The following is a 26,404-nucleotide window of genomic DNA, read 5'->3' as shown; positions in this document are numbered from 1 at the left end:
GCCATGGGCGGCACGGGCGTCATCGACCAGTTTCTGGAAGCTTTCACCCGCTACATCGATTCCGGATTCGGTCTGGTCGGGGGCGAAGTCGGATATGTCGCCACAACGCTGGCTGCAATCGACATCACCCTGGCTGGCCTGTTCTGGTCATTCGGAACGGACGAGGACATCATCGCCCGGCTGGTCAAGAAAACCTTGTTTGTCGGCGTCTTTGCTTACCTGATTGGCAATTGGAATAACCTCGCCCGGATCGTCTTCGAAAGTTTTGCGGGGTTAGGTCTGAAAGCCTCAGGGACAAGCCTTTCGTCAGCAGATTTCCTAAGGCCGGGCCGCATTGCGCAGGTAGGCCTTGATGCAGGCCGGCCAATCCTGGACTCCATCTCTGGGCTGATGGGCTATGTCAGCTTCTTTGAGAATTTCGTGCAAATTGTGGTCCTGCTGTTTGCTTGGACCGTGGTGCTGCTCGCGTTCTTTATCCTGGCGATCCAGCTGTTCGTGACCCTCATCGAATTCAAGCTGACGACACTTGCCGGGTTCGTCCTGATCCCCTTCGGCCTGTTCGGCAAGACCGCTTTTGCGGCTGAACGGGTGCTGGGTAATGTCATCTCATCGGGGGTCAAGGTTCTGGTCCTTGCCGTCATCGTGGGCATCGGGTCGACCTTGTTCTCGCAGTTCACGAGCGGCTTTGGCGGCAACCAGCCGACCATCGAGAATGCGATGGCACTTGTCCTGGGCGCGCTCGCCCTCTTGGGCCTTGGCATCTTCGGCCCCGGTATCGCCAATGGCATCGTCTCCGGAGGTCCGCAGCTTGGCGCAGGCACCGCCGTCGGCACGGGCCTCGCTGCCGGTGGGGTGATCGCGGCAGGAGCTGGCGCTGCCGCCGGCGCTGCAGGTCTTGCCGCCGGCGCGATTGCGGGCTCGCTGCGCGGTGGAAGCGCGATTGCAAGTGGCGCGACGAACATGTTGCGGGCGGGAAGCTCCGGCGTCGAGGCGAGCGCGCCAGGCGCGGCAAGTCCCTTGCGTTCGCTCGCAGCCGGCCTTGGGCGAGCGACTGGTCATGTCGGTCAGGAGGAGGGGGGCTCCTCGGCCGCCCCCGACAGCCCGCCAGCCTGGGTTCGGCGTATGAAGCGTGCGCAGACCATCCAACAGGGAGCATCAGCGGCCACGCACGCGGTTCGGTCAGGCGATCACGGCGGGAGCGGCGCATCGGTGGACCTCTCACAAGACAATCGCTGAGTTCGCTGTCTCTCCAAAATCCATTTCCAACCATGCCTTGAGGTCAGACAAATGTTCAAACGATCGGCCGTTCACTATGGCCGCACGCCGGAGCCGGTCACGCCCTATCAACGCGCAGCTCAAGTCTGGGATGACCGCATTGGTGCAGCACGAGTCCAGGCCAAGAACTGGCGGCTCATGGCATTCGGCTGCCTGTTCCTCTCCGCGGGCTTTGCTGGAGCTCTGGTCTGGCAATCAGCCCATGGCACGATCACGCCCTGGGTGGTTGAGGTCGATCAATTGGGTGAAGCGAAAGCACTTGCCCCTGCAAATGCTGCCTACCAGCCGACGGACCCTCAAATAGCGTTTCACCTGGCGCGCTTCATCGAGCACGTCCGCGGCTTGCCGATGGACGCGATTGTCCTCCGCGAGAACTGGCTGCGTGCCTACGACTTCACGACCGATCGCGGCGCCGCCGCGCTCAACGACTATGCCCGCAACAACGACCCCTTCGCTAAGCTCGGAAAGTCTCAAATCGCGATCGAGGTCTCGAGCGTCATCCGAGCCTCGCCTGAGAGCTTTCGCCTCGCCTGGATCGAGCGCCGCTACGATAACGGCCAACTTGCCGCAACGGAACGGTGGACTGCCATCCTTACCATCGTCGTGGAAATGCCTCGCGATCTGGATCGCCTACGCAAAAATCCCCTTGGCATCTACGTCAACGCTATCAACTGGTCAAAGGAGCTCGGCTAACATGCCGTCAGGTCTTGTTTTTGTGTCACGAAAAGCGCGGCCGTGCTTGCCTCTGGCTCTTCTGGTCTGTGTCTCGACGCTCGGCGGCTGCACGACCTTCAGGCCGCCGCAAATCAGCTACGACAACGAGCTCCCGCCGGCACCGGACTTGCCGGCGCTTGCCGATGATCGCCCGCGACCGCTACATGTGCCACCGACCTGGAAGGCTGCACGAGGCGGCAAGAGCGCGGAGGCCGAGGAGCCTGTCGAGCGCATCGAAACCGCAAATGACGCTGCACGCGTGCAGCCTCGCAAAGCCGGCTACTACAATGCGGTGCAAGTGTTTTCCTATAGTCCGGGCGCGCTCTACCAGATCTATGCCGCGCCGGGGCAAATTACGGACATTGCGCTCGAGCCCGGTGAGCAGCTGATCGGCTCAGGACCGCTCGCCGCAGGCGATACCGTCCGCTGGGTGGTCGGCGACACCGAGAGTGGCAGCGGCGTCGCCCGCCGCGTTCACATCATGGTCAAGCCAACCCGTCCCTCGATCGAGACCAACCTCGTCGTCAATACTGATCGCCGGACTTACCTGATCGAGCTTCGCGCCAACGAAAAGCCCTATATGCCCTCGGTCGCCTGGTTCTATCCGCCGGATCCTGGCGGGCGAGCTCAAGCTTTACCGCCGGCACCCTTTATTCCGGACCTGCCGGCGCGCCGCTACCGCTACGCCATCGAGGGCGACAGCCCGCCTTGGCGTCCCGTCAACGCTTATGATGACGGCCGAAAAACCTACATTGAATTCTCCCCCGGCGTCAGTCAGGGCGAGATGCCGCCGCTCTTCGTGATCGGGCCCGACGGCAAAACCGAGATCGTCAACTACCGCGCTTACGGAAATGTGCTGATTGTTGACCGGCTGTTCGCGGCCGCGGAACTGAGGCTGGGGGAGGAGCACCAGCAGAAGGTCAGGATCGTGCGAACCGACGGGAGGTCGCTTTGAACGATACGGACCAGGCGATCGATACACCAAAGGAAGCGCCTCGGGGCAAGCCGCCGGAAGAGATTGCCGAAACCCTGCGGCTCCGGCCGGATCAGCCAAAAGTTGCGCGCCTCTCGCGGAAAGTCCTTATCGGCGGCAGCGCCCTTGTGCTCGCGCTGATCACTGGCGCGGTGCTCTGGGCGCTGCACGAGAAACGGTCAGGTACTTCAGCACCCGAGGAGCTTTACGCGACTGACCACCATAACGTCGCCGATCAGCTCGCGACCTTACCGAAGGATTACACCGAGATCCCGAAGGACGTGCCGCGCCTGGGGCCGCCTTTGCCCGGTGATCTCGGTCGGCCGATCGTCGCAGCACAGGGATCTTCGACATCCAGCTCGCTCGGTATTGATGCCGAACAGCAGCGTGTCAATCAGGAGAGCGAGGCGGCACGGACCAGCAAGGTATTTGCCAGCACCAATGTCCGGCCACAAGCCCCCGCCACTTCATCGAGCGAAGCCCGTTCGAGCGGCGTGCCATCATCCGACGAAGCATTTGCTCAGAATGGCCAAGACCGAAAGCTTGCGTTCGTCAGTGCAACGGTCGATCGTCGGACGACAAGCTCCGATCGCCTTGTGAGGCCGGCTTCGCCTTTTGTCGTTCAGGCCGGAACGGTCATTCCGGCCGCTCTCATCACAGGAATCCGCTCCGACCTGCCTGGCCAGATCACGGCGCAAGTCACAGAGTCGGTGTACGATTCTCCTACCGGGCGAGCTCGCCTTATCCCCCAGGGAGCAAAGCTGATCGGGAGCTACGATAGCCAGGTCGCATTTGGGCAGTCGCGCGTGCTCCTGGTCTGGACGCGCCTTATCATGCCGAATGGGAGGTCGATTGTTCTGGAACGGCAGCCCGGTGCAGATGCGGCAGGCTTCTCTGGTCTTGAGGACGAGGTCGACAATCATTGGAAGGAACTGTTGGGGGCGGCCGCTCTTTCGACGCTGCTTTCCGTCGGCACGGAGGTGAATTCCGGGGCGGATAACGGCAATACCAACAACGATCTCATTGCCGCCCTCCGCCGTGGAGCTGGGGATTCGATCAATCAAACAGGCCAGCAGGTTGTCCGCCGCAATCTCAACATACAGCCGACTTTGACGATCCGTCCGGGATTTCCGGTGCGGGTGATCGTCAACCGTGACCTGATGCTCGAACCGTATAGAGGCTGAGGACGATGACAAAGCTTAAGATCGGAGCAATCGAAGACGACAAGCCGATCAAGATTACGCATGAACTGCCCGCGAGCGTGCACAGGGATCTCGTGGCATATGCCCAGATCCTTGCACAGGAGACCGCTCAGCCGATCGGAGATCCGGCCAAGCTTATCGCGCCCATGCTGGCCCGGTTCATGGCGGCCGACAGGAGCTTCCGGAAAGCGCGCCGCGCGCGTCAGCGACCGATCGAAGGCGAGGAATAGCGCTCGGAGAGGCGAATTTGGCGGACCTTGTCTACCGAAAGCTGCGCAATGGCGCGGGTGCGAGCCGATTCGAGTTTTCTGCCTATCGGCACGCCGGCAATGAGATCCGGCCCTGCAGGAATTCCTGATGTTGCTCGTCAGTCACGGCATCATCAAAAGGCTGATCAGCATGAAGACAGGAATAAGCCTCGTGCTCGAGTCCGACATAGGTGCTGCCGCTGACCTCGACGGTCCAATCCAGGCGTTGCTCGAAAACGCGGTAGCGCAGCCGGTGCATCTCGGCGAGATCGTGGACGAATTCCCCGAGTTTTCCCACCCTGCCAAGGGGCCATCCGGCCCGGCGAAGAATGCGCTCCATGCGGGCGTCGGTCACAGCGACGATTTCGATCAATTCAATGGAAAGGCCGAATTCAATCATACCCGCAAACAGCTCGTAACTGGCAGCAGCAAGTCCGCCGCTCGCCTTCGGCGCATCCGCGGGAACATCGAGCGCGAATCGGCTGCTCCCCCAGATCCGATCGCTTCGTGGCGCCGGCTGGCCGTCCAGCAGGATCGGGAAGATGTCCCCCAGCATGGTTGGACCGGTCGAAGGCAAAAGCCGGACGCAACCTTGAATACGTCCGGCTCCCGAGCGGTTCAGTAGATCCACCGCTCAAGGACGTCAAACTTGTCGACTTCCATGTACTCCGGCGTGATGAGCTGCATCATTTTTGCCTCCCTGCTTCGTTTCGGCAACTAAGCAGAAGGCCTAGGCAAGCGCATCCTGTGCAGTTCCACAGGTGTTTATGGAAGGCCGGTGTTTCATTTTCGAGATTTTGATTCGGTCAACCGCACGATCGCTTGACGAAGCGAGCTGACACCAGCTTTGCACGGGCGTTGTCTAGGTGAAATCCCGCGGTTGGCTCTGCGATGCCGAGAATGATCCTGATCTCCCCAGCCGATTTACCGCGCGCGGACCATTCGAGACACTGGTACTCGCGAGGAGACAGCACCACGCCGCCGATCATGCGATCAATCGTCCAGAAGCGTTTTGCATGCTCATGTAAAAACGTTGCGATTAATCGCAGGCTCTGGGCGTGCTCGACAAGCGCGCGCTCGAAACCAGTTCGACGCTCGTCACTTGCAAAGCTCAGCGCGGCGATTGCGCCCTTGTCATCGTGGATAGAATGTAAACCTGCAGCAAATCCCAAATTTTTCGGCTTCTTCGAACAAAGCGCGTTCGGACTCCGACCGATTTCGCGCCTCAAATCCAAGCCCCATCGAAAGGGATTAGGCTGGCGCATTGCCCGACGCACCCCGGATCGACGGATTCGTAGCCACGCTGCAGATAGATGGCGGTCCACGAGGGGATATGTCGAGATCACGTTGGGAGCACTGCCCGGCTCATGGGAAGAGCTAGATATGCGAAGCACGACAGCTTGAGCGCAGCGGCGACCTCAGCCATGCTCTGCTGAGCTGCGTCCTGATGCGTGCTTTCGGTCAATCGTTCCGCAAACCTTTGAAAAACCCGATCCATCTTTGATGAACCCGCGGGTCACCCTCGCAAGCGCCACTCGTCTTAGCGAATCGAGCATCGTTGCGAATGAGGCAAACAACGAAGAAGTCGATCCAGTCCGGCGTAGATCAATCCTGATCACGAATGCCCGGTTTGGCGCCGGGGCCGCATCAGGTCTTGCCACCCTGTGGTAGCATCCCTGCCAACTCGGCGGTCTTCGGTCGTCTGTTCGAAATCCTGCAAGCAGGCGGGGCAGATCGCCGGATTACTGCGCTATTTGGCTTCTCGCCTCGCAGGTTTGTACTGCTCTTCCGATTACAACGAACTGCTCACCAAGGAGATTGCAAATGAAGGTCGGTATTCTCAAGGAAATTAAGACGCACGAATACCGCGTCGGCCTGACGCCTGGGGCCGTCCGCGAATACGTTGCAGCTGGCCACAGCGTATTGGTCGAGAGCAACGCCGGCGCCGGGATTGGCGCGACAGATGATAACTACCGCAAGGCTGGCGCGACGATTGCGACCTCTGCTCGCGAGGTATTCGCGTCGAGCGAAATGATCGTGAAAGTCAAAGAGCCACAGCCCTCCGAATGGACGCAGCTTCGAGAAAACCAGATCCTCTTCACTTATCTGCATTTGGCTCCGGATCCGGACCAGGCGAAGGGCCTCATGAAGTCTGGCTGCACCGCAATTGCCTATGAAACTGTGACCGACGCGCACGGTGGCCTTCCACTGCTTGCCCCTATGAGCGAGGTTGCGGGAAGACTTGCGATTGAAGCCGCGGGTGCGGCGCTGAAGCGGTACGCGGGCGGACGGGGACTGCTGATTGGCGGGGTACCGGGCGTGCCACCCGCTCGCATTGTGGTGATCGGCGGGGGCGTTGTCGGCACTCACGCTGCACGGATGGCGGCAGGCTTGGGTGCTGAGGTCACGATCCTCGACCGTTCGATTCCCAGGCTTCGCGAACTGGATGAGCTGTTCGAAGGGCGAGTACGTACCAGATTCTCGACGATTGACGCCGTTGAAGAAGAGGTATTTGCGGCGGATGTTGTCATTGGTGCCGTCCTCGTTCCTGGCGCGAGCGCGCCGAAACTGGTCAGCCGCGGTATGTTGAGTTCGATGCGCAAAGGCTCCGTGATCGTGGACGTAGCAATCGATCAGGGCGGATGTTTCGAGACATCGCGGGCCACGACACATGCCGATCCAACCTATGAGGTGGATGGCGTTATCCACTATTGTGTCGCAAACATGCCGGGAGCTGTGCCGCTCACCTCAAGCCAGGCACTCAACAACGCTACGCTGCCTTTTGGTTTGGCTCTCGCCAGTAAAGGATTTGCAGCTGTGCTCGAAAATCCGCATCTGCGCGCAGGCCTAAATGTCTATCGGGGCCGGCTAACCTATAAGGCTGTCGCCGAGAGCCTTGGTCTTCCCTTCTCGCCGATCGAACAGGCGGCGGCCTGATCCTAGAGGTCCCCTACGGGACGTTTCGTCGCAGACTTGGGCCGCTCATCAGAGTGGCCCTTTTTGTGTGCCGAGTATGAGCGACAGCTCGGAGATGGAAGTCCTCTACCCAACTTGATTGACGGCGAAGGCTTAGCCAAGCGCAAGGGCGTCAACGTGCCCGAGGTCTTTGAATGCGGGTGCGATGGAACGGACGACAGCTAGTGCCTGCGCCGCGCGCTCAACCAGCAGCTAGAGCTCACTCGCGGCGCGGTCGAACACATTATTTTTCCAGCGTACCGACCCAAGCGGGCGCTCCAGCATACGACGGATACGCAGGGACTCAGGCCCGATATGAAAAGCCGTGGCATTCTCGTCTAATGCGCGCTCCGACTGGTCCAGCGGTTGCGTTGGCGCAAATATCGAGTCATGTCGGCCAGTCTAGCACTCGGTCCACAGCTCGGGGGCGGCGATATCACGCGCAATTGACCAACCATAGGCGCCGTTGCGTTGCCGGTAGAGCTGCACATCCTGCATGAGGTTGTGGAAGGCTCGCTCATTTTCCGAGGCCACGCGATAGTCGAGCTCAATTACCAGTGGGCCGTTCCGGTGGTCAGCGTGAGCCGCACCTTAGGATCGGCAAGAATGTCGGCGTCATCCCGCGCTCAGTGATGGCCGGCATGCGCAGCCAGCGCCCAAGCAGCCGCAAGAGCAGCATCAGTCCGGCAGAGACGAGCAGCGTGATGTCGAAAGCGATGGCATCGGTGAGGCGCCCTCAGCCCAAACTGCCAACTGCGAGGCCCCCAGAGAACGCAGCCTACCAAGCCGCAACGGCTTGGCCCGCAACCCAGCGTGGGGCGTAGAGCTGCACGCCAATGTCGAATAGCGTCCACGTCCATACGGCGCCCGCCAAAACCAGAGCTGCGGCTGTCAAGAGCGAATTATGAAACGGAGCACAACCTTCGCGATCGCGCCGCTCATGGACAGTGTGCAGGCACGAACCGCAGCCTCGCGGATCTTTATCGCCGCGACCTTGAGAGCTTCTGCACGAATCCTTATAGATGCCTGCCTGTGCGTAGAGGCGGTTGGCGCAGACGCAGGTCTGGCCCATGTTGCGGTATTTGGAGACGATGACGCCTTCGATGGCGGCATCGATATCGGGTCGTCGAACACCACGTAAGGCGCCTTACCGCCCAGCTCGAGACCGAGCTTCTTCAGGCGACGGTAGAGGATCTTGCCGACCTCGCTCGAGCCGCCGAAGCCGACAAAGCGCACGCCCGCGTGCTCGCACAAAACTTCGCCGATCGGTCGCGAATCTCCGGTGATGACGTTGAAGACACCTTTGGGCACGCCGGCCTTCTCAGCGAGGGACGCGGGCGCAAGCGCCTAGAGCGGCGTCTTGCTGGTTTGCTTCAGCACCACCGTGCAGCCTGCGGCGGGCGCCAGCCATACTTTGCGGGTGATCATCGAATTGGCCAAGTTCCACGGCGTGATGGTGCCGCAGACGCCAATCGGTGGCTTGATCGCAAGCAGCCTTGCATCCGGGCGCGGCGAGGGAATCGTTTCGCCATAGATGCGGCGCGCCTCTTCGGTGTAGAACTCGACATAGGCGCCACCGATATCGACTTCGCCTGGGGCCCTTGGAGAGCGGCTTGCCCTGCTCGGAGGTGCCGATCGCCAGATCGTTTTTACCAAAGGCAAGGTGAGCCGACTCAGGCGCGATCAATGTAGCAGGCCTCCGGCAGAAGTGACGGGTCCTTCAGACGCTAGCGCAGGATGGACGAGCCTTGCGTGGGTTGTGCGGCGGCGGTCGGGGCCGTCCCGTTGCTCCTGGAGGTTTTCAAATCCGAGCAATCAGATCTTCGTCGAGCGTGAAAAAAGGCCGCGCGAGATACCGCGCGGCCGAGTCAGGGAGGAAACGCCCCGAAGGGCACTGAATAGGAGCTCGGCAAGTAAATGAACTCACTGGGAACTCCAATCTTGCACGAAACGTCGTCAGATCGTGCAAGCGGACATCGGATACTCATTTACCTGGGAGGATTGGAGGCGTTCGCAGCCATATCTTGCAGTTTTTGTGCGCAGATTTCGTCAAGTTTGCAGCAACTGCTATCGTGAAGCGTTTCTCGCGAGAATATTCGCTTGCGTACTGTTCATTGAGGCCATCGAACACTCGCTCGGTGTACGCGTCCGTACCCTCGATAGCTCGGTTTCAGGATCAATCTAAATTAGTCAGCGCGCGTCCACGAGCGGCAGAGAAACGTTGAGCTCGGCGATTTAGCAGGATAGCTGCGCGACAGTGCGAACCAGCATCGGGCGCGTCCGGACAAGTCATTTGACGGGCAAAATGAGCAAAGTCGCCACCAGAAATCGTTGGACATCATCACCGAGTCGCGGATTCCACGTTGGGCTACTCGAACAGCTGGCACTGACGGGGATTTCAGGGGTCATTGTCACAGGCGCAACCTGCACTGTCGCACGCTCTACGGGAGCGTGGCGCAACGTGAGTCGAATGCCAGCAACGAATTCAAAGGTCATGTCGTATCGTTGTCATAAACCTTCTTGGAATCCGGGCAAATTGCAACCGAATTCGAGCGCAAGCCCAGTGAAGAATCGATCAAGAAACATGCCGACAATCATTAGCGCCAGCTCGCAGCATCCAGTCGTATTGAGGGATTCGTGACCGATTTGCGCGACGATGACCCCATGAAGGAGGCGACCTCCCTGCGGTCTGTCATCAATCTCTATGCAACACGCTTCCAGAACGTGGTCTCGGCCCAACGAAACCTTGGCTTCAACGAGAAAGAAGGAGTTCAAGGCAAGTTACGAATGGCCGTGCGCGCACTTGAGCATCCGGTGAGCGAGCTCAATTAGCCTCAGCGCGCGATATTGATGCTGAAGATGCGCCGCCACGAGAAAGAGTTCATGTAACGCGGCGAGGACAAAGCCATCGCGATGAAAATCGTCAAAAAGAGCCTCTCCGGGGCTGAATTCCATCACGGAGGTGGTTCCTCGGCACTGGCGTGGCGGAGCAGGAGCATCACAACTATGCGCCATGAGGAGGACACGGCCGCGACGTTTCAGGTAATCAACAAACAACGGCAACTGTGGTGAAGTTCATAGTCTTGGAATCAGCTAGTAGTTCATTCGAAAGTTTCAGCGTACTTCCTCGTGCTACCATTCTTTGCGCCTTGCGGAGTCGCCAAGTGTTGGACGCAACGACCACTGCGCTTTTGCGTGCTGTTCTTGAGGAGGTTTGCGAGGGTCTGCCTCGCAACGAAACCGGCACTCGGGCCCATGTCGCTTCCAAGATCTTGGACGCCGCCAACAGAGGTGAGATCACGGCGGACCGCCTTAGGCAGGTCGGCATGGAAGCTCTTCGCTCTGCGCCAACAATGTGGCGGTAGGTGCGGACAACAGTGATAGTGCTAATGTGAACTTCCAAGTCACGGTGCTGAAGATCCTTGTGAGCTACCCGGACGGGTTCGCATCGATGCCGGACCTCAAGCGAGACATGGCCATTTTGGCCACGAGCGGTCCCGATTGGGCGGCGCGCACCAAGAGAATGGGCGCCCGCGTGCCCGAGCTCGACCTTTTTTCGCAGCGACTCGTCGAGCGTGTGAATGGAGGGTGGCGCATCACGGACAAGGGACGAGCGGTGCTCGAACTGATGGAGCCGGGCCCTAGCACGCCCCAAGTCCAGGCCAGAGGACAGGAGAGCTCCTGAGCTGCCATCGCCAGTGCCGGCACGATCCCATTCTGTCGAACTACGTCTGCGCCAGCCTGAACGACTGGGGCCGCGCCGGTCCTCGAAGAGCCGAACGTGCGCACCGCATTCTTAGACCGACTATCTAGGCGATTAAGGCCGCGCCCGACGATCAGGTTGCCGAAGGAGAATTTTCGATGCCGTTGTGGAGTTCGAGCTTTTTATTGGAGAGCTCGAACGAGAAGTGCTGATATCTCAGCACATATCGGGGAAAGGTGCTGTTGCTTCGATCAGGTCCAAGATCCCGGGATGCGCAGTGCGCCATTCATGTATGGACCTCGATTTTATGCGCGTGAGCCGTTGGCTGGGGCCACGGCGCAGGCGCGGCCAAGTGGGACGGAGTGCCCGGGAGTCTCGCCGCCTCTCCGGCAAAAGTATCTGAGCGCTGATGCCGCTCGGCATAAAGCGATCGATGGCCGACACGCTTGGTTCGCATTGACTCACGTCAATTCGCTCCGGCCTCGTTCTTGAAACATCCTTCTTAGACCGTCGCCCGTGAACAACGCCTAAGGTGCTGATTAGGAATCGGTTTTCCGGACGTTGGCGCGTTTCGGATTGCAGGCTTTGATAGGTTTGAGCATCGGAAGCCTGCAATTTGCAGTTTGAGTTTCCGTCGAATCGCAAAGCCTAATTCGATGGCCGTATCGGAGGAGCCGATGCGACCGAAGAATCCGACGCAAGCGCTTTGGTGACAAGCTCGAGCTTCTGCTGGCCGACAGCCTGAGGGTGGCGCACGACGCCGGGGCACTGCGCAGACGCGATCTCAAGCGCGTCACCGTGGATACCACGGTGCAGCCCAAGCCGTCACTTTCCCGACCGACGGCAAGCTGCTGCATGCAGCCATCGAAGGGCTCAACCGGCTGGTCCGCAGAGTAACTGCTGGCTAAGGAGGCCGGCGCAACCAACATGGACTGTCACGATCTCCGCCGGTGGATGGTCCGTCGGATCTGATTGACCAGATAGGTGCGCCAAATGATCATCATGTCGCCAACACGTTCCGTGCGCTTGCTCTCAAGGAACGTTGACCGGCGGCATGGCCGCAGTCGGGCGCAACACGAAGCGTTCTTGCTGCTGCCTGCGCGCCGCCAAGATGATTGCAAAAACCACGAGGAAAACCAGAGACCCACGCATGACCAAAAACTACTTCAGAGCCCATATCGCAATTATGAACCCCTCACATCCGGGCCAAACGGCACGCGTCGCGGGCGGATGTCGCGCCGCTCTTCAGGTGCCGTTTGCTGAAGCCGAAAGGAATAGCGATCATTCGTGCCGCAACGCGGCCGAGTAGCCTTGTGCGGTGCTCAAAAATGCATTTTCTAGGCGCAGCAGCGGGAACTATTTGAAAAATCAGGATAAGAACTGATCGCGCGGGCGCAGGAAAGGGGCCCTGTTGCAATTCAGGACCGCAACTAGGGGCACTCATGCGCAAGCATAATTTTGTTTCCGGCGGCCTCCTGGGGCTGACCGCAGCGGGACTTATACTCTTATGTTCCAGCCTATTCGCCTTCTTCTTATAGAGCTTAAGTAATTTAAGGCATCGTATCGCTTTTGAGATCAAAGACAATAATTCTCTTTTCGACTGCCGACTTGCCACCTTGGCCAGCTTGATGGTGCCTCGCGAAGAGCTCTTCTGCTTCTTTTCTGACGGAATGATTTGAAGGCGCCCTTGAGCTGCTCGGAGGCACGGAGCGGGGCGACGCCGCTGCCCAGGACGATGCCCTCCTCGATAGCCGCGCGGGTTGATGCATCGCGTCATCAACGCGATCCTTGCGCTCCTTCACGTCCACTTCGGTCGCGCCGTCAACGCGGATCACCGCGACGCCGCCGGGCATCGCGAGACGCTCCTGAAGCTTCTCAAGGTCGTAGTCCGAGGTGGTCTCCTCGATCTGAGCCTTGATCTGGACCACGCGCCTCGATGTCGGCCTTCTTGCCGGCGCAGTTGACGATGGTGGTGTTCTCCTTGTCGATCATCACCTTCTTGGTGCGACCGAGCATGTTGAGCGTGACGTTCTCCAGTTCGATGCCGAGATCTTCCGAGATCGCTTAGCGAAGAGACGAAATTCTCCACCATCTCAATCGTGCGGGCATCGCCGCTTCGCTCGGATCAGCCTGCGGATCCTGCTCAATCGAGCCATCGCATGTCCTGCACGCCAGGGGCTTGCCGGAGAAGAGCCTGCACGGCGCGGTGCGCTTGTCCCTGACGCGTGAGACAACCCTCGAAGAGGTCGACCAGGTCGTCTCCGTACTGTCAAACATTGTGGCTCACCTGCGCGCCAACTCGCGGGAGCGTGCTAAACCACCCAAGTATGCATCGCGGTCCAGAAAATTGACCTCATGAAACTCTTGAGTCGCCGCTCTCTTGATGCGGGCCTTTCGCAAGAAAGATCTCGAAGAGCCGATCGTGGATCCGAATATGAAACGCTCTGGGGCGGTTGGATCAGAATGGCCAATGGCTGGATGCTCGATCTGCCCGAGATGGCGAGCGACACGCCGCTCCCGATCACAATAAATGCCAGGACGCGGGGGAAGACAGGGGGACTGATGAAGGCGCTCCCGCGAATTGAGTTTGTCAACGCAGCCGACGCGAAGGCGAATTCTTACTGATCTTGCAGTGAGGATGAGAGCTCAGCATTGTTCCGTATCTCGGACCTCGCCTCGCCGAGTTGATCGGACCAGATATGCATGCCCACTGGCACTACTGTGCTGCAAGCCGCACGGCAGCGTGCTGCCGGTCAAGAGCTTTCTGGTTACTGACGCTGATTATGTTGAGGTGTTCTGACCGAAATCGGCATCCAGACACCAGTTCCCGACCTCATCAAGGAAAGGCGGAACGGACGGAGCTTCCTCTTCTTCGGCTGTCGCTTCAATGATCGGCTTTTTGCTACTATGCGCGGCAGATCACCAAACGCTCGGCTGACGTCCATTACCGATCGTCTGATCCGCAAGCACTCTCGCGCAACGAACTCTGCTTTCTGGTCGAGCAACACCTGACACTGATCGCGATATGGCTTCCGCACGCGATAGAGATGTTGAGCGCCAAGTAGCGGCGCAAGGTGGGCTGCTCGCCCCGGTCCGGTAGTAGGAAGAGGTCGCATCGCAAACGACCGGTGCGGGTTAGGAGATTTCACGCGAGCTCAATGAGAACCCAACGCCCATCTCCGTCACAATTGCGACGCCTGTCGCATTTGCGACGTGTGAACTGTCGCTGACGCGTGCACAACTGTGCGGATCACGGCTAGCTAACTCATTCACAGGGCGAGAATGCCATCGCCGTCCGAGATGGCACGCGAGTTGCTAACTCTCGTTCTGTGGCCACAGGCTGGTCGCCATGGCCACACTTGGTAGAGAATTGAATATGAACGCTGTTGCCGGACGCGGAAAACATGTCAAAGATGCTGAGGATAGCGGCGGGATGCGGGTCATCGCCGATTATAAGCGTTCCCGGAGCTCTTCGAAGAATGGGAAACGGAGCTATGGGTCACAGGCTGGCCCAGGCGATCTGCCGTCCGAAATCTGGAACAAATTAGGACTCATCCCTGCTAGAGAAGAAGCTCATCATCATTACGCTCGCATCCATGTCGCAGTAGCGCCGGCTTGCAATATTCAATGCAACTACTGCAATCGTAAGTACGACTGCGCCAATGAATCGCGTCCGGGTGTTGGTAGTGAGAAGCTCACTCCTGAGCAGGCGGCGAGAAAGCTGCTCGCGGTCGCCACCAGAATTCCACAGCTGACTGTGCTCGGTATCGCCGGCCCGGGCGATGCCTTGGCCAATCCGAGAACGACTTCTCGTGCCACTGATCTCCGCGCCCGAGCACGGCACAGCATTCGGGCTCAAAGGCCAGCGAGGCCCGACCAGCGCAGGAATTGGCGGCCCTGCAGGATGCTTGTAAAGGTCAGATAAAGATGATGCGGCATTGCCGCCATCGCCGCGCTGACGCCGTCGGCCTGCTCGGAGATGATCGCACCAGAGAGTTCACCATAGAGAAGGTCATGGCCATGGACGTTCAATATGACTTCGAGACGCGCAAGGCTTATCAGGCCAAGATTGAGGATGAACCTGCGGCGAGGATCACGACCAGGCAGGGAGAGTTAGCGGATCCGGCACGTCAAGCGCGGCGACGCCGGTCAAGCTTCTGGCCGCGGTCGCAACCAAAGGCTCGGGCCGAGCTCGCGCAGCGGCTTTCACCTCATTCGGTAACCTCTCTGAACCGCGAACCTGAACGGCATGCCCGCTACGAAGTGGCGATTCGCCTCGCGGATGACGAGTCGGCATGTCTCATCGCAGACGAGGACAATATGCTGCAGAAGAGCACCTCTGCTCGCGTCTCCGTGCGCCCTGCAGGTTCGCGAGGGGGCGGTGCATGAACATGATCGTTCGCGACAGTGATGTGGTCCAGCTAAGCGGGCCGCCCGCGTTCAGCTTCGGGGAAAGGGTGCGGGCCAGCAGTACCATCCGCAATGACAGCACCCTTCGCGGCAAGGAGATCGGCGATATTCTGGCCAAGAAGGGCGACGTGGGTTATGTCGTTTCCATCGGCACGTTCCTGCAGAAATTCTATATCTACGGTATCGAATTTCTTGAAAGTGGCTACCGCGTCGGCATGGGGCGCAAAGAGCTCGATCCGGTCGACGAGGCCGTAGATGATCTGCCATTGCCGGAAGTGGCTGTGTCATGACAGAGCCGCGCGTTCCAAAATATCGATCGGGCCAGCGCGTGAAAACCGCAGTCAATCTCATCAATGACGAGTCAGTTGCTACCTCGCCGCCTGATGGGATCCTGGTCGGCGCCGGTGCTATCGGCGAGATCGTCCGGGTCGCTATGCATACCGAAGCGAGCGTGCCGATTTATCTTGTAGATTTTGGTGAGCGGCTGGTCGTTGGTTGTCTTGAAGAAGAGATCACAGTCCTTTGAGGGGATGTTCTCGCAATGAGAGTGTCGAGAGAGGTACCGGTCGGGCTGATCGCGCATCCGAACGAGCTAGATCGCAAGCGGATCGAACGTGCTTTGATCTCGCGCAAGCACTATCGCTATGTCTTGCCGAGTGTAACGCCGGTAAAGGCTGGCTATCTCATTGAGAGTCCCTGCTGCTCGCGCAATATCGACAACATGGCGGTCAGATCGATGTCGCGCTATTTCATTACGATGCCGTGAGCGGGATCTGGAAATTGTTCTTCAAGAATCATGCGCGAGGAAGCTAGAAATTTTACAGCATTTTCCACCGGCTTGCGTCGGCTATCGACGAATTGAACACGGATCCCGAGCGGCTGTTCTGGCAGTGATGCTCATTGGCAACAGTCATAAGGAATCACAATGGCGCTCGCCACAGAACAATTGATCGAAATCGAACGCCTGCTTGCGACAGCTGACACAGACACTAGCGTCGTTGCTGACCTAAGGCGCCGCTTTCCGCAGCTCACCTTGGTTCGATGTGATGCGTCGGATCTGTCGCAGCAGCCATTCCGACGTCTTCCGCAGTTTGACCTGCATCTCATCGATGGATCTGACCACTGCATGCAGATTACGGCCGACCAGGCGCGAGCGACTGGATTAGTGCTGGCTAGAAGGCATGTTGGGCGGTGATCGGCACTGGACCCGCAGAGAATCGCCTCGATGACGCGGAGGCGGTGAATGCAATTCCGCTCTCGGATCCTGATATCATTGTTGTCGTCTCTCTGCCGTCGAAGCGCTATTGTGTTCGCAGCGAATTTCCAGTCGGTCGACGACTGAGACGCTCGGACCAGCTTTCGCGGTCTATGTTGGCTCCAAGTATAGCGTTGCGGTTCCAAGCGCACGATTGGGCTCCTGCTTGGCCTGAAGGCGCTCGGTATCGAGCGGAGCAACAGGTAATCGCCTCCTCGTATTCGTTCTCAAGCCGTCCATACCCATCAATCTCGCGGACGCACGGGCGGAGTTTGCCCACATCGACTGTTGGTCTGAAACGAGCTCAGGGCAATGCCGAAGAACGTATGAGGCCTAACACACGGGCGATTATCGCCGCCAACCCGGACCGCCCACCTGGCACTAATGCGGGTGCGAAGTTCAAGTCGCGGCGCGGGACCCACCCAAAGGGGACGAAACTGAACACGTACAATCGAGCAGCCCACCGGTCTCTAAACCTTGGCAAAAAAAGGGAACGATATGAATCCGCAGATCATCATTCACGTCCGCTTCGCCCCGAATGGCAGGGTGATCCAGATCAGCGAGTGCCCGCCGAGGCTCACGCCCGACCAATGGTTTGATGTTCTCAAGGCCCGAGCCGACTCTGCCTATCGCTCACGGCCCCGTGGTCGTGGCGTTTTTCGGCTGACCCGGGCGGCAGTTGATACCTTCAAGCAACAAGCTGTGACGCTGGCATGAGCGAAGAGATTCATCGATATCGTGGCTAGCCACGAAATCGAGGTGTTTGCAGGCTGTCCAGCCGATGCGATCGAGCGGGTGGCGCCAGGGAGTCTGTCGCAGATCGAAGACATGGCGACGGCCTGCCGGTTACAATTCTTCTGACTTTCGGCAATGACACGATTATGTCAATCGTTGCTGGCACGACGGGGTCTGGCTTAAGATCGGTTACTGCGCGTTGTTCTCCCAGGATCGGTCATGATTCAGAAACAACGGCACGGTGCGACCTTGGAGGTCGACAGTGGGTTTTGCATCGGGCCCCGTAATGGACACGCGCTTAGATCGGTTGCACTCCACGCTGTAGTCGACAGTTGGGTCCGAGTGTCCGGGGGTCCGTATAGTCGCGATCCGTCGGATTTGCAAAACACCCACGTGCCGGCGGTCTCGTTCTCGATAACCGATCGACAGGCCTCGTCCGATTGATACCAAGACGGGCGTTTTGCGCACCGGCTTGTCCAGCCGTGCACTGCGGCTTTCGAGCGTCTTGTCGCTGATGCGCCTGACCATCGCCGAAGCCTCAGCTTCATTCCGAAAGTGTCCAGCCGGAGTCCAGTGGACAAGGATGTATACGGGACTGATACTGGCGGACGCCAGCGCACTCGAATCCTTGAGACGGCCGGCAATTTGACGATCTCTATAATAGGGCGTCGTTTCCTTCTCTCAGCTGAACAAGAACAAGCTTCGCTCAGAAGCATGCCTTGGCCGCGGGAGGAGCCCATGGGAGGGAGACAAAAGCTCGCTAGCATTTCTTTCCTGCGGAGCCTTTAGCGCCGTCTGCTTTTCGAAAGCTGTACAAGCGGAAGACACCGCTCAGCATATGTTAGGATGAATCATCCCGTCCACGTTGCGATACGCGAGAAACCGACAAGTCTGAGTTGGCAGCTGAATTAGACGGTTGCGTCCTACAAGGGATACTTTCCCAAAATTACCCAGATGCTGAGTTCGGGCGCCGCGACCAATGCGACCTCATCTGGAATAATCACGATCGGGGCAGGGCCGCGCCTCATAAGGTCGAAGCAGGACAGTTCCAGTCATCTCCAAAACGCTGAGCGAAAAACACCGCGTATCCACGGACGACCGCTGGGACAAAGGTCCATCGCTCCGATCTCATCGGCAAAGGCTGCCGCAGAGCCGGAATGATCTCGTGGGATTGCTCATGCCCTGCATCGGAAGAGATAAGGTAAAGCGGGTTATGGCATGAGCTACACCAACGCAGCCTTTAGTTTCTGGTGGACCCGCTGGAACAATAACTACGAAGTCTTCGCGGTGGCTGGACGCCCGATGATTGGTTCGGCCTTTCTTGCAGGCGGCGAACACTGCGAGGACCATTCTCGGATCCTATTATCTGTTCGAGGCGCATCGAATGTTCTTGATGACCTGAGCGAGCCCAAAGATATCTGACCATCAAGAAAATCTGCTTGTTGGACGCCTGCTCATGGCAAATGCAAGGAAATACGCCTATGGCCGCCTCTTCCCAGTCGCACCGGCTTTCACAAACCGGAGTTCTTGCCCTTGAGAGGCAGCGCCGCGTGCTCGAATGCATGATCGACGAGCGCGCCGATGGATCTGCATTCTGGCTCATTGTTCCGAGCAGTTCCTGTTATCGGAGCAGGAGTGCGATATTTTGGTTGATTTGTCCCTGGCTCATGTGGGTAGTCGCAAGGCGGTCATGATCACATGCAAACATTTCAGCACGCAATTTGCAATCGAGCGCGTCCGCTATGCGGCCGCGCGTGGCGCAAGCCTTCTGATGCTGATGCCGCCCTACCACGGCGTGAGCCTCAACGCAGACGCGCCCTCGGTGCTCGATCGTTTCGGCCGCATCGCAGATGCAGCCAAGATTTCGATCCTGGTCCTGAATGCGCTGCTCAGTGGCGTGACGTTAACAATGTCCTTTCTGGTGCGCCTTGCCCGGGAGATGCCGCGCTTTAGTTATTTCAATACGTGACATAGCTGAAGCAAAGTCACCCCGCACTAGCTCGCCCGCGAGGTCAATCCAATGGCGCTCCATTGGTGACGCTAAGCCGCCCACATGTCCGCTCCCGAAGGGACTACATTCAATCAGCTGCCAGGGATCAAGAGAGGTGCGGTACAGACAAATTCACCTCCACCAACAGCGCCGTGAGGAAAAGAGCTTTAGCGGCTTATTGGAATTAGGGAACGCGACGCAAGCCGACCGGGCGCGCACAAGGCCGGAACCGGTGGTTGGCTGTCCCCGATAAGGTTTGAGCCTTTCAACTCGTCAGTGCGCGCATTGTCGGCTGAAGACGTACATTGGTAGAGGTGCTAGGGAGGAGGTTTAGAGATGACCGGGACGCTCAATGGCACTACCTCGCATGCCTGGAGGAGGCGGTCGCGCTCGAGAGTCCGCAATGCAGCCATGGAAATCGACAAAATCGATGCTCGTCTTCTTGATCTCGTTCAACGCAACAATCGCCTAAGCAGTGAAGAACTCGGCGCGAAAGTTGCCCTATCTGCATCCGGAGTTCAGCGCCGACTAAAGCGCCTACGGAAAGAGGGCGTGATAGAATCAGACGTCTCAATCATTTCGCCAAGGGCGATCGGCCGAAACGTGACTATGCTGGTCCTCATTTTCTTCGAGCGCGATCGCGCCGACATCATTGATCGCTTTAAGCGGGGCATCCGCACTATGACGGAGGTGATGAGCGGATTTTACGTCACGGGCCAAGCTGATTTCATCCTGTTGGTGACTGCAAATAACATGGAAGAGTACGAGCATTTCACCCGACGCTTGATAAATGAAAATCCAGATATAAAGCGCCTCGAAACTGTAGTTGTTCTGGACCGAGTCAAAGCCGGTTTCATTTTACCAATGGGGTCTCTGGCATGCTGGTGACCAATCTCGCCGTGACCCTTAACGCCCTCATCTTGGATCAAGCATAATCGCTTTCCACGCGGTGAGAGCGGTAACGACCATCCTCGCACTCTCGGCCCGGGTCGATGCGGTCCGATTAAATGAGGCCGCGTTCCAGCACTTCCATCTGGCTCGGCGCATGCTCCTCAACAGCAATGTCCGAGGCTAACACTATGAGGCTGCACTTGTTGTGCGGTTTCGGACTGCCGAACAAGTCAGGTCAGGTTCAAGACGCCTTGCGATCGACAGGTCGCTAATTTTTCCGGGCATAATCAGAAGCTTTATTCAGCAAGGCGCTGGTGCGGGATTGCTGCAAGCACTCGTCAAGGGCGAGCGTCAACGCAGGCTCGCAAGAGCGATCTCTCCTTTTGAACCCGGACTGGTTCGAATGGCGCGCTACTTATCGGTTGATAGGAAGATTGATACAATCGCGCTCCCAAAGACGGCATGCGCAGTTCGATCACGTCCCAGAATACGCCGGCAGCAACACGGGCAAAGCTCTAACTGACGCGGGCGTCGGCGGCGTCGAGGGGCCAAAAATGATAGACGATCGGAATATCGGCTGAGTGAGGACGGGTACCCCAACTGGCGACGTCGCTCCGGCTCAGCACCTCTATTAACTTCCTGGAAGAGTGCGGCACCTGTGAAGACATGGATGACATCTCGTGCGAACCGTCGACATACGTCGACTGCAACGGCATTTGCGATCTGATTCGCAAGTTCAAAGCGCAGGAGATGTAAATCGCGATATTTGGTGAGAGGATGGCAATGTATGCCGCCAGCAGCATTTCAAGAGACATTCCGAAGCATGCCAGCTCTGGCGTCGTGCAGCTCGGCGGTCTGCTCTGCAGACCGAAAAGGAGGCGCATGGGCCGAGAAGGCTTGTGAGTGCCGCTTTGTTGAGCTCTCTTTCCTTCTCGTCCACGGAGCGTTCTCTCCCGTGCCTGAGGTTTAAATGACGCGTTCTAATGCTTCTCCTTTCAAACGGCGCGAGCATCCAGAGATAACAGGCGGCGAATCCTTGACTTACCAATACCGGAATTGGGCCCCCCATCTCCCCCCTGTGCAAACCACACGGAGACCAAGCCGACTTGGAGGCAAGCGAAAGTTGGGTTGTCGGCAGATCAGAGCCCGACATTTGCGCGGTACCGGCATTCATAATGAGGATCCGCGGCATCAGCGACCTCGGGGCAACGTTATTCGACCGAAAGGCGCCGAAAATGAACAACTCACAGCTGCCGTGTTCGCATAGACGCGTGACCCGTGGGGTTCTCGCGCCCTCAGCGGCCATGCCTGCGGGTAAAGGAAATGCCAAACCCGATCGAAATCTTCATTCGCCGTCGTTGTGCTGGCTTGATCGTGTAAGCCCCTTCAGCGCGAAATGCTGGATCTTGCCCAACGCCGTTCGTGACAATTCTTCCGTGAAAATAATTTCGCGCGGCACCTTAAAGCGGGCGAGCTGCGAGCCTGCATGCGCCATTAGTGCTTCCGCGTCAAACAGAACCCCCGGCCGCCTGATCACATAAGCGATCGGCACCTCATCCCAGCGCCGGATCGGGTCGACCGACAACGGCGCAGTCTGCGACATCGGGATGCTCCATAAGCGCGCGCTCTACTGCCGCCGGGTAGATATTTTCTCCAGCCGATGCTATAGGCGCCCAGGCGATTCAACTAACGAAATGTAGAGCTGCTCATAGTGGGTATGCGCGCCCTTGCCGTCACGGCGAGGCCGTCGAGTCTTGCGGTACGGGACGCTGTAAAATCGCCGTCGGAAACGCCGTTGGTGAAGACGTCGACCAAATCGAAGCCGAGCCCGGCGGCAAGGGTTTGGCATGATCGAAGGGCGCAGCTCCGGCGCTTCACTTCTCATAGGGTGCGCTGCAGCTCCCCGTCGCTTCGAAAGCGGGGCTGCTGCGTCTGTGACGCAACCGCGGTAAGTGCCTCGACGTGTGGCAGAGGCAACTCGCGCTTTGCGCTTGCAATCTCTTCGCGCTCGTTAGCTTCGATGTTGGTGTTAAAAATGTCGTACATCGGCCGTGTCAAGCATTGGAGATCGCGATCAGGTGTTTCAATCGCGCGGCTGCCGCACCGCTATTAAGGGATTCGTGCCCAAGGGCGACGCCGTCCTTCAAGCTGCTTGCGTGGCCGGCCACGATCATTGCCGCGGCGGCGTTGAGAAGAGCAACATCGCGGTACGGACTTGGCATGCCGTCGAGCACGCTTTGCAGCGCGATTGCATTGGAATCGGCGTTGCGGCCCCTCAGCGCCTCGTTATGGCAGCGGGCGAGGCCCGCTTCTTCGGGGGTGACTTCGAAGGTGCGGATCGCATCTCTCTCTAGCGCGGCAACAAACGTCGGCCCGGTGAGGGTAATCTCATCGAGTCCATCTGAGCCATGCACCACCCAGACGGACTCAGCACCAAGGTTCTTTAACACCTGCGCCAAAGGCTGCACCCATTGCCGCGAAAACACGCCGACGATCTGCCGCTTGACTCCGGCCGGATTTGTGAGCGGGCCGACTAGATTGAAGATCGTGCGGGTTCCAAGTGCGGCTCGGATTCGGGCAACGTGGTGCATAGCCGGATGACGGATGGGCGCAAGCATGAAGCCGATGCCAGCTTCGTGCACACAACGAGCGACGCCTACAGGCGGGAGGTCGACCTTCACACCGAGGCGGGCCAAGACGTCAGCAGCGCCTGATAGTGAGGACACGGCGCGGTTGCCATGCTTGGCCACAGGAACGCCGGCCCCGGCGACGATGAATGAGGCGCATGTCGACACGTTGACTGAGCCCGAAGCGTCACCGCCCGTACCAACAATGTCGACGGGATCGGGGGGCGCACTGACCCGGAGCATTTTGCTCCTCATGGCCGAGGCTGCGCCGGTGACTTCTTCTACGGTTTCGCCACGTACCCGCATCCCCATTAATAATCCTCCGATCTGGGAGGATGTCGCCTGGCCCGACATGATGATTTCAAAGGCCGTTGCGGTCTCCTCGCGGGTCAGCGTGGCACCTGTAGCAACTTTGCTAATGATCGATTTGAGGGCGTTCATTGCTCTACACGTGCTTAGTCGTTCCAATTGGCCTCATTCGAAACGGGCGTTAATGAGGGCATGCAGCTCGGCAACCGGTCCGGCCGGACCGCGTATGCGTTGTCGAGGCATGCGTGGTGTCAGCTTGAACGTCAGTCGGCTCTGCAATCCTACAACCTGACGCTACGTAAGAATCAAGCTATCCATGGCGTTCACTTGCAAAGGAGCAAGTGTTCTTTGCTCGAGATCAGATCAGACGATTGGACGGCAAGACGGTGGGTGGTTCCATAGTCGAGCATGGCGGGACAACCTCTTCTGCACCCCGCCCGTCGTGGAATAGTTGACTGAGATCGGTATGATGGCTTGCATGTCTCCTCCCAAGGACCGTTATCGTCGATGATGAATGGACCCAACAATTCATCAGTAGGGCGCACCTTAGATCTAATGTGACTAACGCGTTCGTTAGTGGATCAGAGTCAGCAGGGCAGCCCGCGCTTGCATCCATCGCGAACTCCAGATGTCGATGGCTTCGACCCGCAGGAGCCTCGCAATACACTACGCAATACTAGAAGTGTAACGAGCAGATTATCTCGAGTGTTACGCAATTTGCGTAGTCCCCACGCGAGGTTCGATGCGCGGCCAATCAGGGCTATGCGACCCCAGCTCGGCCTACTTCGGCGCAACCCGTTATCCTGATCGAAAACGTGGTCACCGAATTGAACGCACCACTTAGAAACGGGCTGGTCTAATTTGACCAAGGTCGCGAATTCGAGTTCTGCCCGGAATGTGGACGACACCAATCTGGCTCATGCCGGGGAGATGCGTCGATTTGGACCCCAGCTAGGGAGTAGAACTACAGAGACGGACGTTCGACTCCTGCCGGCTACATTCCGAATACGCCATAATGGGGCGCTTCGATGGGAGCATTCAGCGAAGCGCTCAGCGCGATCGCGAGTACACTTCGGGTATCGACTGGATCAAGAATTCCGTCGTCCCAGATTTCGGAGGTTGCATAGTAGGCGCTGGATAGTTCCCGATACTCGTCGAGAAGGGGACCTCGAATGGCTGCCAGCTCCTGCTCTGCGAGCCGCCCACCGTCACGGGCCAGTTGTCTGGTCTTAACGTGGTTCAGCACACCTGCCGCTTGCTCGGCGCCCATCGCAGAGATCTGAGGCTGCGGCCAGGTGAAGACGAACCGAGGATCGAAAGCACGTCCCGCCATAGCGTAGGTACCTGCTCCGTGCGAGCTGTTGCAAACGACCGTAAATTTCGGGACCGACGCCCCCGAGACGGCCATGATCAGCTTGGCACCATCCTTCGTTATGCCACGGCGCTCGTATTCGCGGCCGACCATGAAACCGTCGTATTCTGCAGGAAGAGCAGGGGCGTCCGGTTCTTGTCGCATACGTTGGATGAAGTGAGCGCCCTTCAGCGCACTTTCGCTGAGCAGCACGCCATTATTTGCAAGAATCCCTATTTGATATCCATGAAGCCGCGCGAAACCGCACAGCAGGGACGTGCCGAAACGCGGCTGGTATTCGTGAAATCGGCTACCATCGATCATGCGGGCGATGATCTCCCGCATGTCGAACTGCACTCGAGGGCCCGTTGGAATAATGCCGTATAGTTCCGATGCGTCGTAAGCAGGGGGGCTCCGGGGCGGCTTGATCAATCGGAGTCTTCGCGGGACGATGGAATCGAGCAACGATATCACGTGCGATCGCAATGGCGTGCATCTCGGAGCTTGCGGAATAATCGCTCGTGCCCGACACGCTCGTATGCGTGTGGGCGCCCCCAAGCTCCTGTGCCGATACGTCTTCACCGGTAGCAGCTTTCACGACTGGAGGGCCACCGAGAAATATAGCTCCCGTATTCTCGACCATAATGTTGAATTCGCTAAGCGCCGGGACGTAGGCCGCTCCCGCTGTGTAATGACCCATTGCGATCGCGACCCGCGGTACTTCCATCTTGGAGAGAATGGATTGGTTACGGAGGATCCGACCCGCGAAGTAGGGATCAGCGAAGAACTCTGCCTGAAAAGGTAGGAATCCTCCGGCGCCGTCGCACAAATGAATCACTGACAGACGATTCTCGATTGCGACGTCCAAGGCTCGCACTATCTTCTCGACAGACAACGGATACCATGCGCCGCCCTTTACGCTTGCGTCGTCTGCATGAACCATCACCTCGCGACCCGCGACGATCCCGATGCCGACGACCTGTGCCGCGCCGGGCACTTCGCCGTTATAGGCCTTGCTAGCGGCCAGCGTTGAAAGCTCGAGGAACGGAATTTTTGGATCGAGCAAGGCGTCGATACGATCTCGCACAAACAGCTTATTTTGGCGTCGAAGGCGCTCGAGCTCCCGCTCGGGCCGCTGGAAGCGGACAGCACGTTGCCGCTCCTTTAACTCGTCAACAAGGCGCCTGTTGTGGAGCTAGTTTTGACGAAAGTCTTGCGAATTGACGTTCGCCCCCAGAAGCGATTCGTAGCATTTCAGCGCCCTTCTTTCGATAGCGTAATCAGCACAGCATCCCGCTCGAAGCTCTCCCCTTCTTTGAAATGGATTCGATCGACTACGCCATCCTGTGAAGAGCGAATAATAGTTTCAGCTTCATGCTCTCAATCATCATCAGCGCCGCGCCTGCGGATAACGGTTGACCAGGCGAAACCGCGATCGTAACGACTACTCCCGGCATCGGTGCGCGGGTCATGAGCGAACGTTCCTCTTGGTTCACGCAAGCGAGCGTTCGCAACGGGTCGCTGTAGCGCAAAACGCGCATCATGCCACGGATGTGGACGTGAATCAGGTCGCCTTCGATGACGAAGCGGACTCGTTCGGTCTCGCCAGCAATGGTCTGGACACCTGAATTCTCGCCGTATTGGGCAAACGCGACCGGGGAAATGACTTGGTCGCGCAAGTGAAGATGATAGGAGCCGGATTGGCAGGGTGAAAGCCATAACCGATAATCGACGCCATCAACCTCGACGGAGTGATACACCTCAAT

General features: G+C 58.4%; 19 protein-coding genes and 10 pseudogenes. 19 read left to right on the top strand and 10 right to left on the bottom strand.

The window, feature by feature from the left end; all coding sequences use genetic code 11:
- Positions 1-3: 3 nt before the first annotated feature.
- Genes trbL through IVA98_RS09520 form a run of 5 tightly spaced genes read left to right on the top strand, consistent with a single transcriptional unit; the run spans position 4 to position 4,394 of the window.
- Positions 4-1,236, top strand: coding sequence for a P-type conjugative transfer protein TrbL (gene trbL / locus IVA98_RS09540; protein WP_247305796.1), 1,233 nt, complete (start codon positions 4-6; stop codon positions 1,234-1,236).
- Positions 1,237-1,287: 51 nt separating this feature from the next.
- Entirely contained in the window at positions 1,288-1,968 is a 681-nt protein-coding gene (gene trbF / locus IVA98_RS09535; RefSeq protein WP_247278012.1) for a conjugal transfer protein TrbF, read from the top strand.
- Position 1,969: 1 nt separating this feature from the next.
- On the top strand, positions 1,970-2,944 hold the full coding sequence (gene trbG / locus IVA98_RS09530; protein WP_247305801.1) for a P-type conjugative transfer protein TrbG: 975 nt from the start codon (positions 1,970-1,972) through the stop codon (positions 2,942-2,944).
- Complete coding sequence (locus tag IVA98_RS09525; protein ID WP_247354779.1) at positions 2,941-4,146, top strand: TraB/TrbI/VirB10 family type IV secretion system protein; 1,206 nt, start codon at positions 2,941-2,943, stop codon at positions 4,144-4,146. Before trbG ends, IVA98_RS09525 begins: the two co-directional genes overlap by 4 nt.
- Before the next feature lie 5 nt (positions 4,147-4,151).
- The gene (locus IVA98_RS09520; protein WP_247334032.1) at positions 4,152-4,394 is read left to right on the top strand and encodes a DUF2274 domain-containing protein; all 243 of its coding nucleotides are present in this window, start codon (positions 4,152-4,154) and stop codon (positions 4,392-4,394) included.
- Positions 4,395-4,701: 307 nt separating this feature from the next.
- Here IVA98_RS09520 and IVA98_RS09510 read toward each other — a convergent pair.
- Positions 4,702-5,075: pseudogene (locus tag IVA98_RS09510) on the bottom strand (acyl-homoserine-lactone synthase); the annotation flags it as partial.
- Between the two features lie 143 nt (positions 5,076-5,218).
- The gene (locus IVA98_RS09505) at positions 5,219-5,677 is read right to left on the bottom strand and encodes a helix-turn-helix transcriptional regulator (RefSeq protein WP_247354777.1); all 459 of its coding nucleotides are present in this window, start codon (positions 5,675-5,677) and stop codon (positions 5,219-5,221) included.
- 559 nt (positions 5,678-6,236) lie between these two features.
- Here IVA98_RS09505 and ald point away from each other — a divergent pair.
- A complete protein-coding gene (gene ald, locus IVA98_RS09500) occupies positions 6,237-7,349 on the top strand; it encodes an alanine dehydrogenase (RefSeq protein WP_247278008.1) in 1,113 nt (370 codons plus the stop codon).
- Positions 7,350-7,580: 231 nt separating this feature from the next.
- On the opposite strand, the pseudogene IVA98_RS37560 reads toward ald, so the two are convergent.
- Positions 7,581-8,339 (bottom strand): annotated as a pseudogene (locus IVA98_RS37560) (MFS transporter); the annotation flags it as partial.
- Positions 8,340-8,359: 20 nt separating this feature from the next.
- Positions 8,360-9,091 (bottom strand): annotated as a pseudogene (locus IVA98_RS37555) (aldehyde dehydrogenase family protein); the annotation flags it as partial.
- Positions 9,092-10,004: 913 nt separating this feature from the next.
- Between IVA98_RS37555 and IVA98_RS09490 the strand changes: the two are divergent.
- The 3 genes and pseudogenes from IVA98_RS09490 to IVA98_RS09475 all read left to right on the top strand — a co-directional run.
- Positions 10,005-10,199 (top strand): hypothetical protein, encoded by a 195-nt coding sequence (locus IVA98_RS09490; protein ID WP_247354775.1) that lies wholly within the window; start codon positions 10,005-10,007, stop codon positions 10,197-10,199.
- A 559-nt stretch (positions 10,200-10,758) separates the two neighbouring features.
- Positions 10,759-11,022 (top strand): annotated as a pseudogene (locus IVA98_RS37550) (hypothetical protein); the annotation flags it as partial.
- A gap of 705 nt (positions 11,023-11,727) precedes the next feature.
- Positions 11,728-11,963 (top strand): annotated as a pseudogene (locus tag IVA98_RS09475) (IS5/IS1182 family transposase); the annotation flags it as partial.
- A gap of 793 nt (positions 11,964-12,756) precedes the next feature.
- On the opposite strand, the pseudogene IVA98_RS09470 reads toward IVA98_RS09475, so the two are convergent.
- Positions 12,757-13,134, bottom strand: a pseudogene (locus IVA98_RS09470) (TCP-1/cpn60 chaperonin family protein); the annotation flags it as partial.
- Positions 13,135-13,425: 291 nt separating this feature from the next.
- Here IVA98_RS09470 and nifT point away from each other — a divergent pair.
- From nifT to IVA98_RS09420, 10 genes and pseudogenes are all read left to right on the top strand, one after another.
- Positions 13,426-13,626, top strand: a pseudogene (gene nifT, locus IVA98_RS36950) (putative nitrogen fixation protein NifT); the annotation flags it as partial.
- Positions 13,627-14,503: 877 nt separating this feature from the next.
- Positions 14,504-15,257: pseudogene (locus IVA98_RS09460) on the top strand (hypothetical protein); the annotation flags it as partial.
- Positions 15,258-15,455: 198 nt separating this feature from the next.
- The gene (locus IVA98_RS09455; RefSeq protein ID WP_247354773.1) at positions 15,456-15,770 is read left to right on the top strand and encodes a nitrogen fixation protein NifZ; all 315 of its coding nucleotides are present in this window, start codon (positions 15,456-15,458) and stop codon (positions 15,768-15,770) included.
- Positions 15,767-16,006, top strand: coding sequence for a nitrogen fixation protein NifZ (locus IVA98_RS09450; RefSeq protein WP_247278003.1), 240 nt, complete (start codon positions 15,767-15,769; stop codon positions 16,004-16,006). Before IVA98_RS09455 ends, IVA98_RS09450 begins: the two co-directional genes overlap by 4 nt.
- Positions 16,007-16,021: 15 nt before the next feature.
- Positions 16,022-16,374, top strand: a pseudogene (locus IVA98_RS09445) (DUF3024 domain-containing protein).
- A gap of 31 nt (positions 16,375-16,405) precedes the next feature.
- Entirely contained in the window at positions 16,406-16,675 is a 270-nt protein-coding gene (locus IVA98_RS09440) for a DUF6129 family protein (RefSeq protein WP_247278001.1), read from the top strand.
- A gap of 558 nt (positions 16,676-17,233) precedes the next feature.
- Positions 17,234-17,452 (top strand): hypothetical protein, encoded by a 219-nt coding sequence (locus IVA98_RS09435; protein WP_247354770.1) that lies wholly within the window; start codon positions 17,234-17,236, stop codon positions 17,450-17,452.
- 1,236 nt (positions 17,453-18,688) lie between these two features.
- Positions 18,689-18,892 (top strand): hypothetical protein, encoded by a 204-nt coding sequence (locus tag IVA98_RS09430; RefSeq protein WP_247354769.1) that lies wholly within the window; start codon positions 18,689-18,691, stop codon positions 18,890-18,892.
- A 223-nt stretch (positions 18,893-19,115) separates the two neighbouring features.
- Complete coding sequence (locus IVA98_RS09425) at positions 19,116-19,439, top strand: beta/alpha barrel domain-containing protein (protein WP_247354768.1); 324 nt, start codon at positions 19,116-19,118, stop codon at positions 19,437-19,439.
- Positions 19,440-19,871: 432 nt separating this feature from the next.
- Positions 19,872-20,348, top strand: a complete 477-nt coding sequence (locus IVA98_RS09420) for an Lrp/AsnC family transcriptional regulator (protein ID WP_247354789.1) — start codon at positions 19,872-19,874, stop codon at positions 20,346-20,348.
- Positions 20,349-21,696: 1,348 nt separating this feature from the next.
- Here the strand turns inward: IVA98_RS09420 and IVA98_RS09415 are convergent.
- The 5 genes and pseudogenes from IVA98_RS09415 to IVA98_RS09395 all read right to left on the bottom strand — a co-directional run.
- Positions 21,697-22,018 (bottom strand): annotated as a pseudogene (locus IVA98_RS09415) (AMP-binding enzyme); the annotation flags it as partial.
- 387 nt (positions 22,019-22,405) lie between these two features.
- Entirely contained in the window at positions 22,406-23,419 is a 1,014-nt protein-coding gene (trpD, locus tag IVA98_RS09405) for an anthranilate phosphoribosyltransferase (RefSeq protein ID WP_247354766.1), read from the bottom strand.
- Between the two features lie 862 nt (positions 23,420-24,281).
- The gene (locus tag IVA98_RS36840; RefSeq protein ID WP_346657704.1) at positions 24,282-25,067 is read right to left on the bottom strand and encodes a carboxyl transferase domain-containing protein; all 786 of its coding nucleotides are present in this window, start codon (positions 25,065-25,067) and stop codon (positions 24,282-24,284) included.
- The gene (locus tag IVA98_RS36835) at positions 24,949-25,725 is read right to left on the bottom strand and encodes a carboxyl transferase domain-containing protein (RefSeq protein ID WP_346657702.1); all 777 of its coding nucleotides are present in this window, start codon (positions 25,723-25,725) and stop codon (positions 24,949-24,951) included. The genes IVA98_RS36840 and IVA98_RS36835 overlap by 119 nt, the downstream gene beginning before the upstream one ends.
- A gap of 247 nt (positions 25,726-25,972) precedes the next feature.
- Positions 25,973-26,398 (bottom strand): hypothetical protein, encoded by a 426-nt coding sequence (locus IVA98_RS09395; RefSeq protein WP_247354765.1) that lies wholly within the window; start codon positions 26,396-26,398, stop codon positions 25,973-25,975.
- Between the last annotated feature and the right edge of the window lie 6 nt (positions 26,399-26,404).

It is taken from the genome of Bradyrhizobium sp. 160, assembly GCF_023073735.1.
Lineage (GTDB): Bacteria > Pseudomonadota > Alphaproteobacteria > Rhizobiales > Xanthobacteraceae > Bradyrhizobium.
The sequence above is the reverse complement of the archived record's forward strand: the minus strand, read 5'-3'. Positions and strand labels throughout refer to the sequence as shown.

Coding starts and splice junctions, on each gene's coding strand:
- trbL (WP_247305796.1), top strand. CDS start 4: ATGGGCGGCACGGGCGTCATCGACCAGTTTCTGGAAGCTTTCACCCGC.
- IVA98_RS09505 (WP_247354777.1), bottom strand. CDS start 5,677: ATGCGCCAGCCTAATCCCTTTCGATGGGGCTTGGATTTGAGGCGCGAA.
- IVA98_RS09440 (WP_247278001.1), top strand. CDS start 16,406: ATGGCGCTCGCCACAGAACAATTGATCGAAATCGAACGCCTGCTTGCG.
- ald (WP_247278008.1), top strand. CDS start 6,237: ATGAAGGTCGGTATTCTCAAGGAAATTAAGACGCACGAATACCGCGTC.
- IVA98_RS09420 (WP_247354789.1), top strand. CDS start 19,872: ATGGAAATCGACAAAATCGATGCTCGTCTTCTTGATCTCGTTCAACGC.
- trpD (WP_247354766.1), bottom strand. CDS start 23,419: ATGAACGCCCTCAAATCGATCATTAGCAAAGTTGCTACAGGTGCCACG.
- IVA98_RS09450 (WP_247278003.1), top strand. CDS start 15,767: ATGACAGAGCCGCGCGTTCCAAAATATCGATCGGGCCAGCGCGTGAAA.
- IVA98_RS09455 (WP_247354773.1), top strand. CDS start 15,456: ATGAACATGATCGTTCGCGACAGTGATGTGGTCCAGCTAAGCGGGCCG.
- IVA98_RS09520 (WP_247334032.1), top strand. CDS start 4,152: ATGACAAAGCTTAAGATCGGAGCAATCGAAGACGACAAGCCGATCAAG.
- IVA98_RS09435 (WP_247354770.1), top strand. CDS start 17,234: ATGAATCCGCAGATCATCATTCACGTCCGCTTCGCCCCGAATGGCAGG.
- trbG (WP_247305801.1), top strand. CDS start 1,970: ATGCCGTCAGGTCTTGTTTTTGTGTCACGAAAAGCGCGGCCGTGCTTG.
- trbF (WP_247278012.1), top strand. CDS start 1,288: ATGTTCAAACGATCGGCCGTTCACTATGGCCGCACGCCGGAGCCGGTC.
- IVA98_RS09430 (WP_247354769.1), top strand. CDS start 18,689: ATGAGCTACACCAACGCAGCCTTTAGTTTCTGGTGGACCCGCTGGAAC.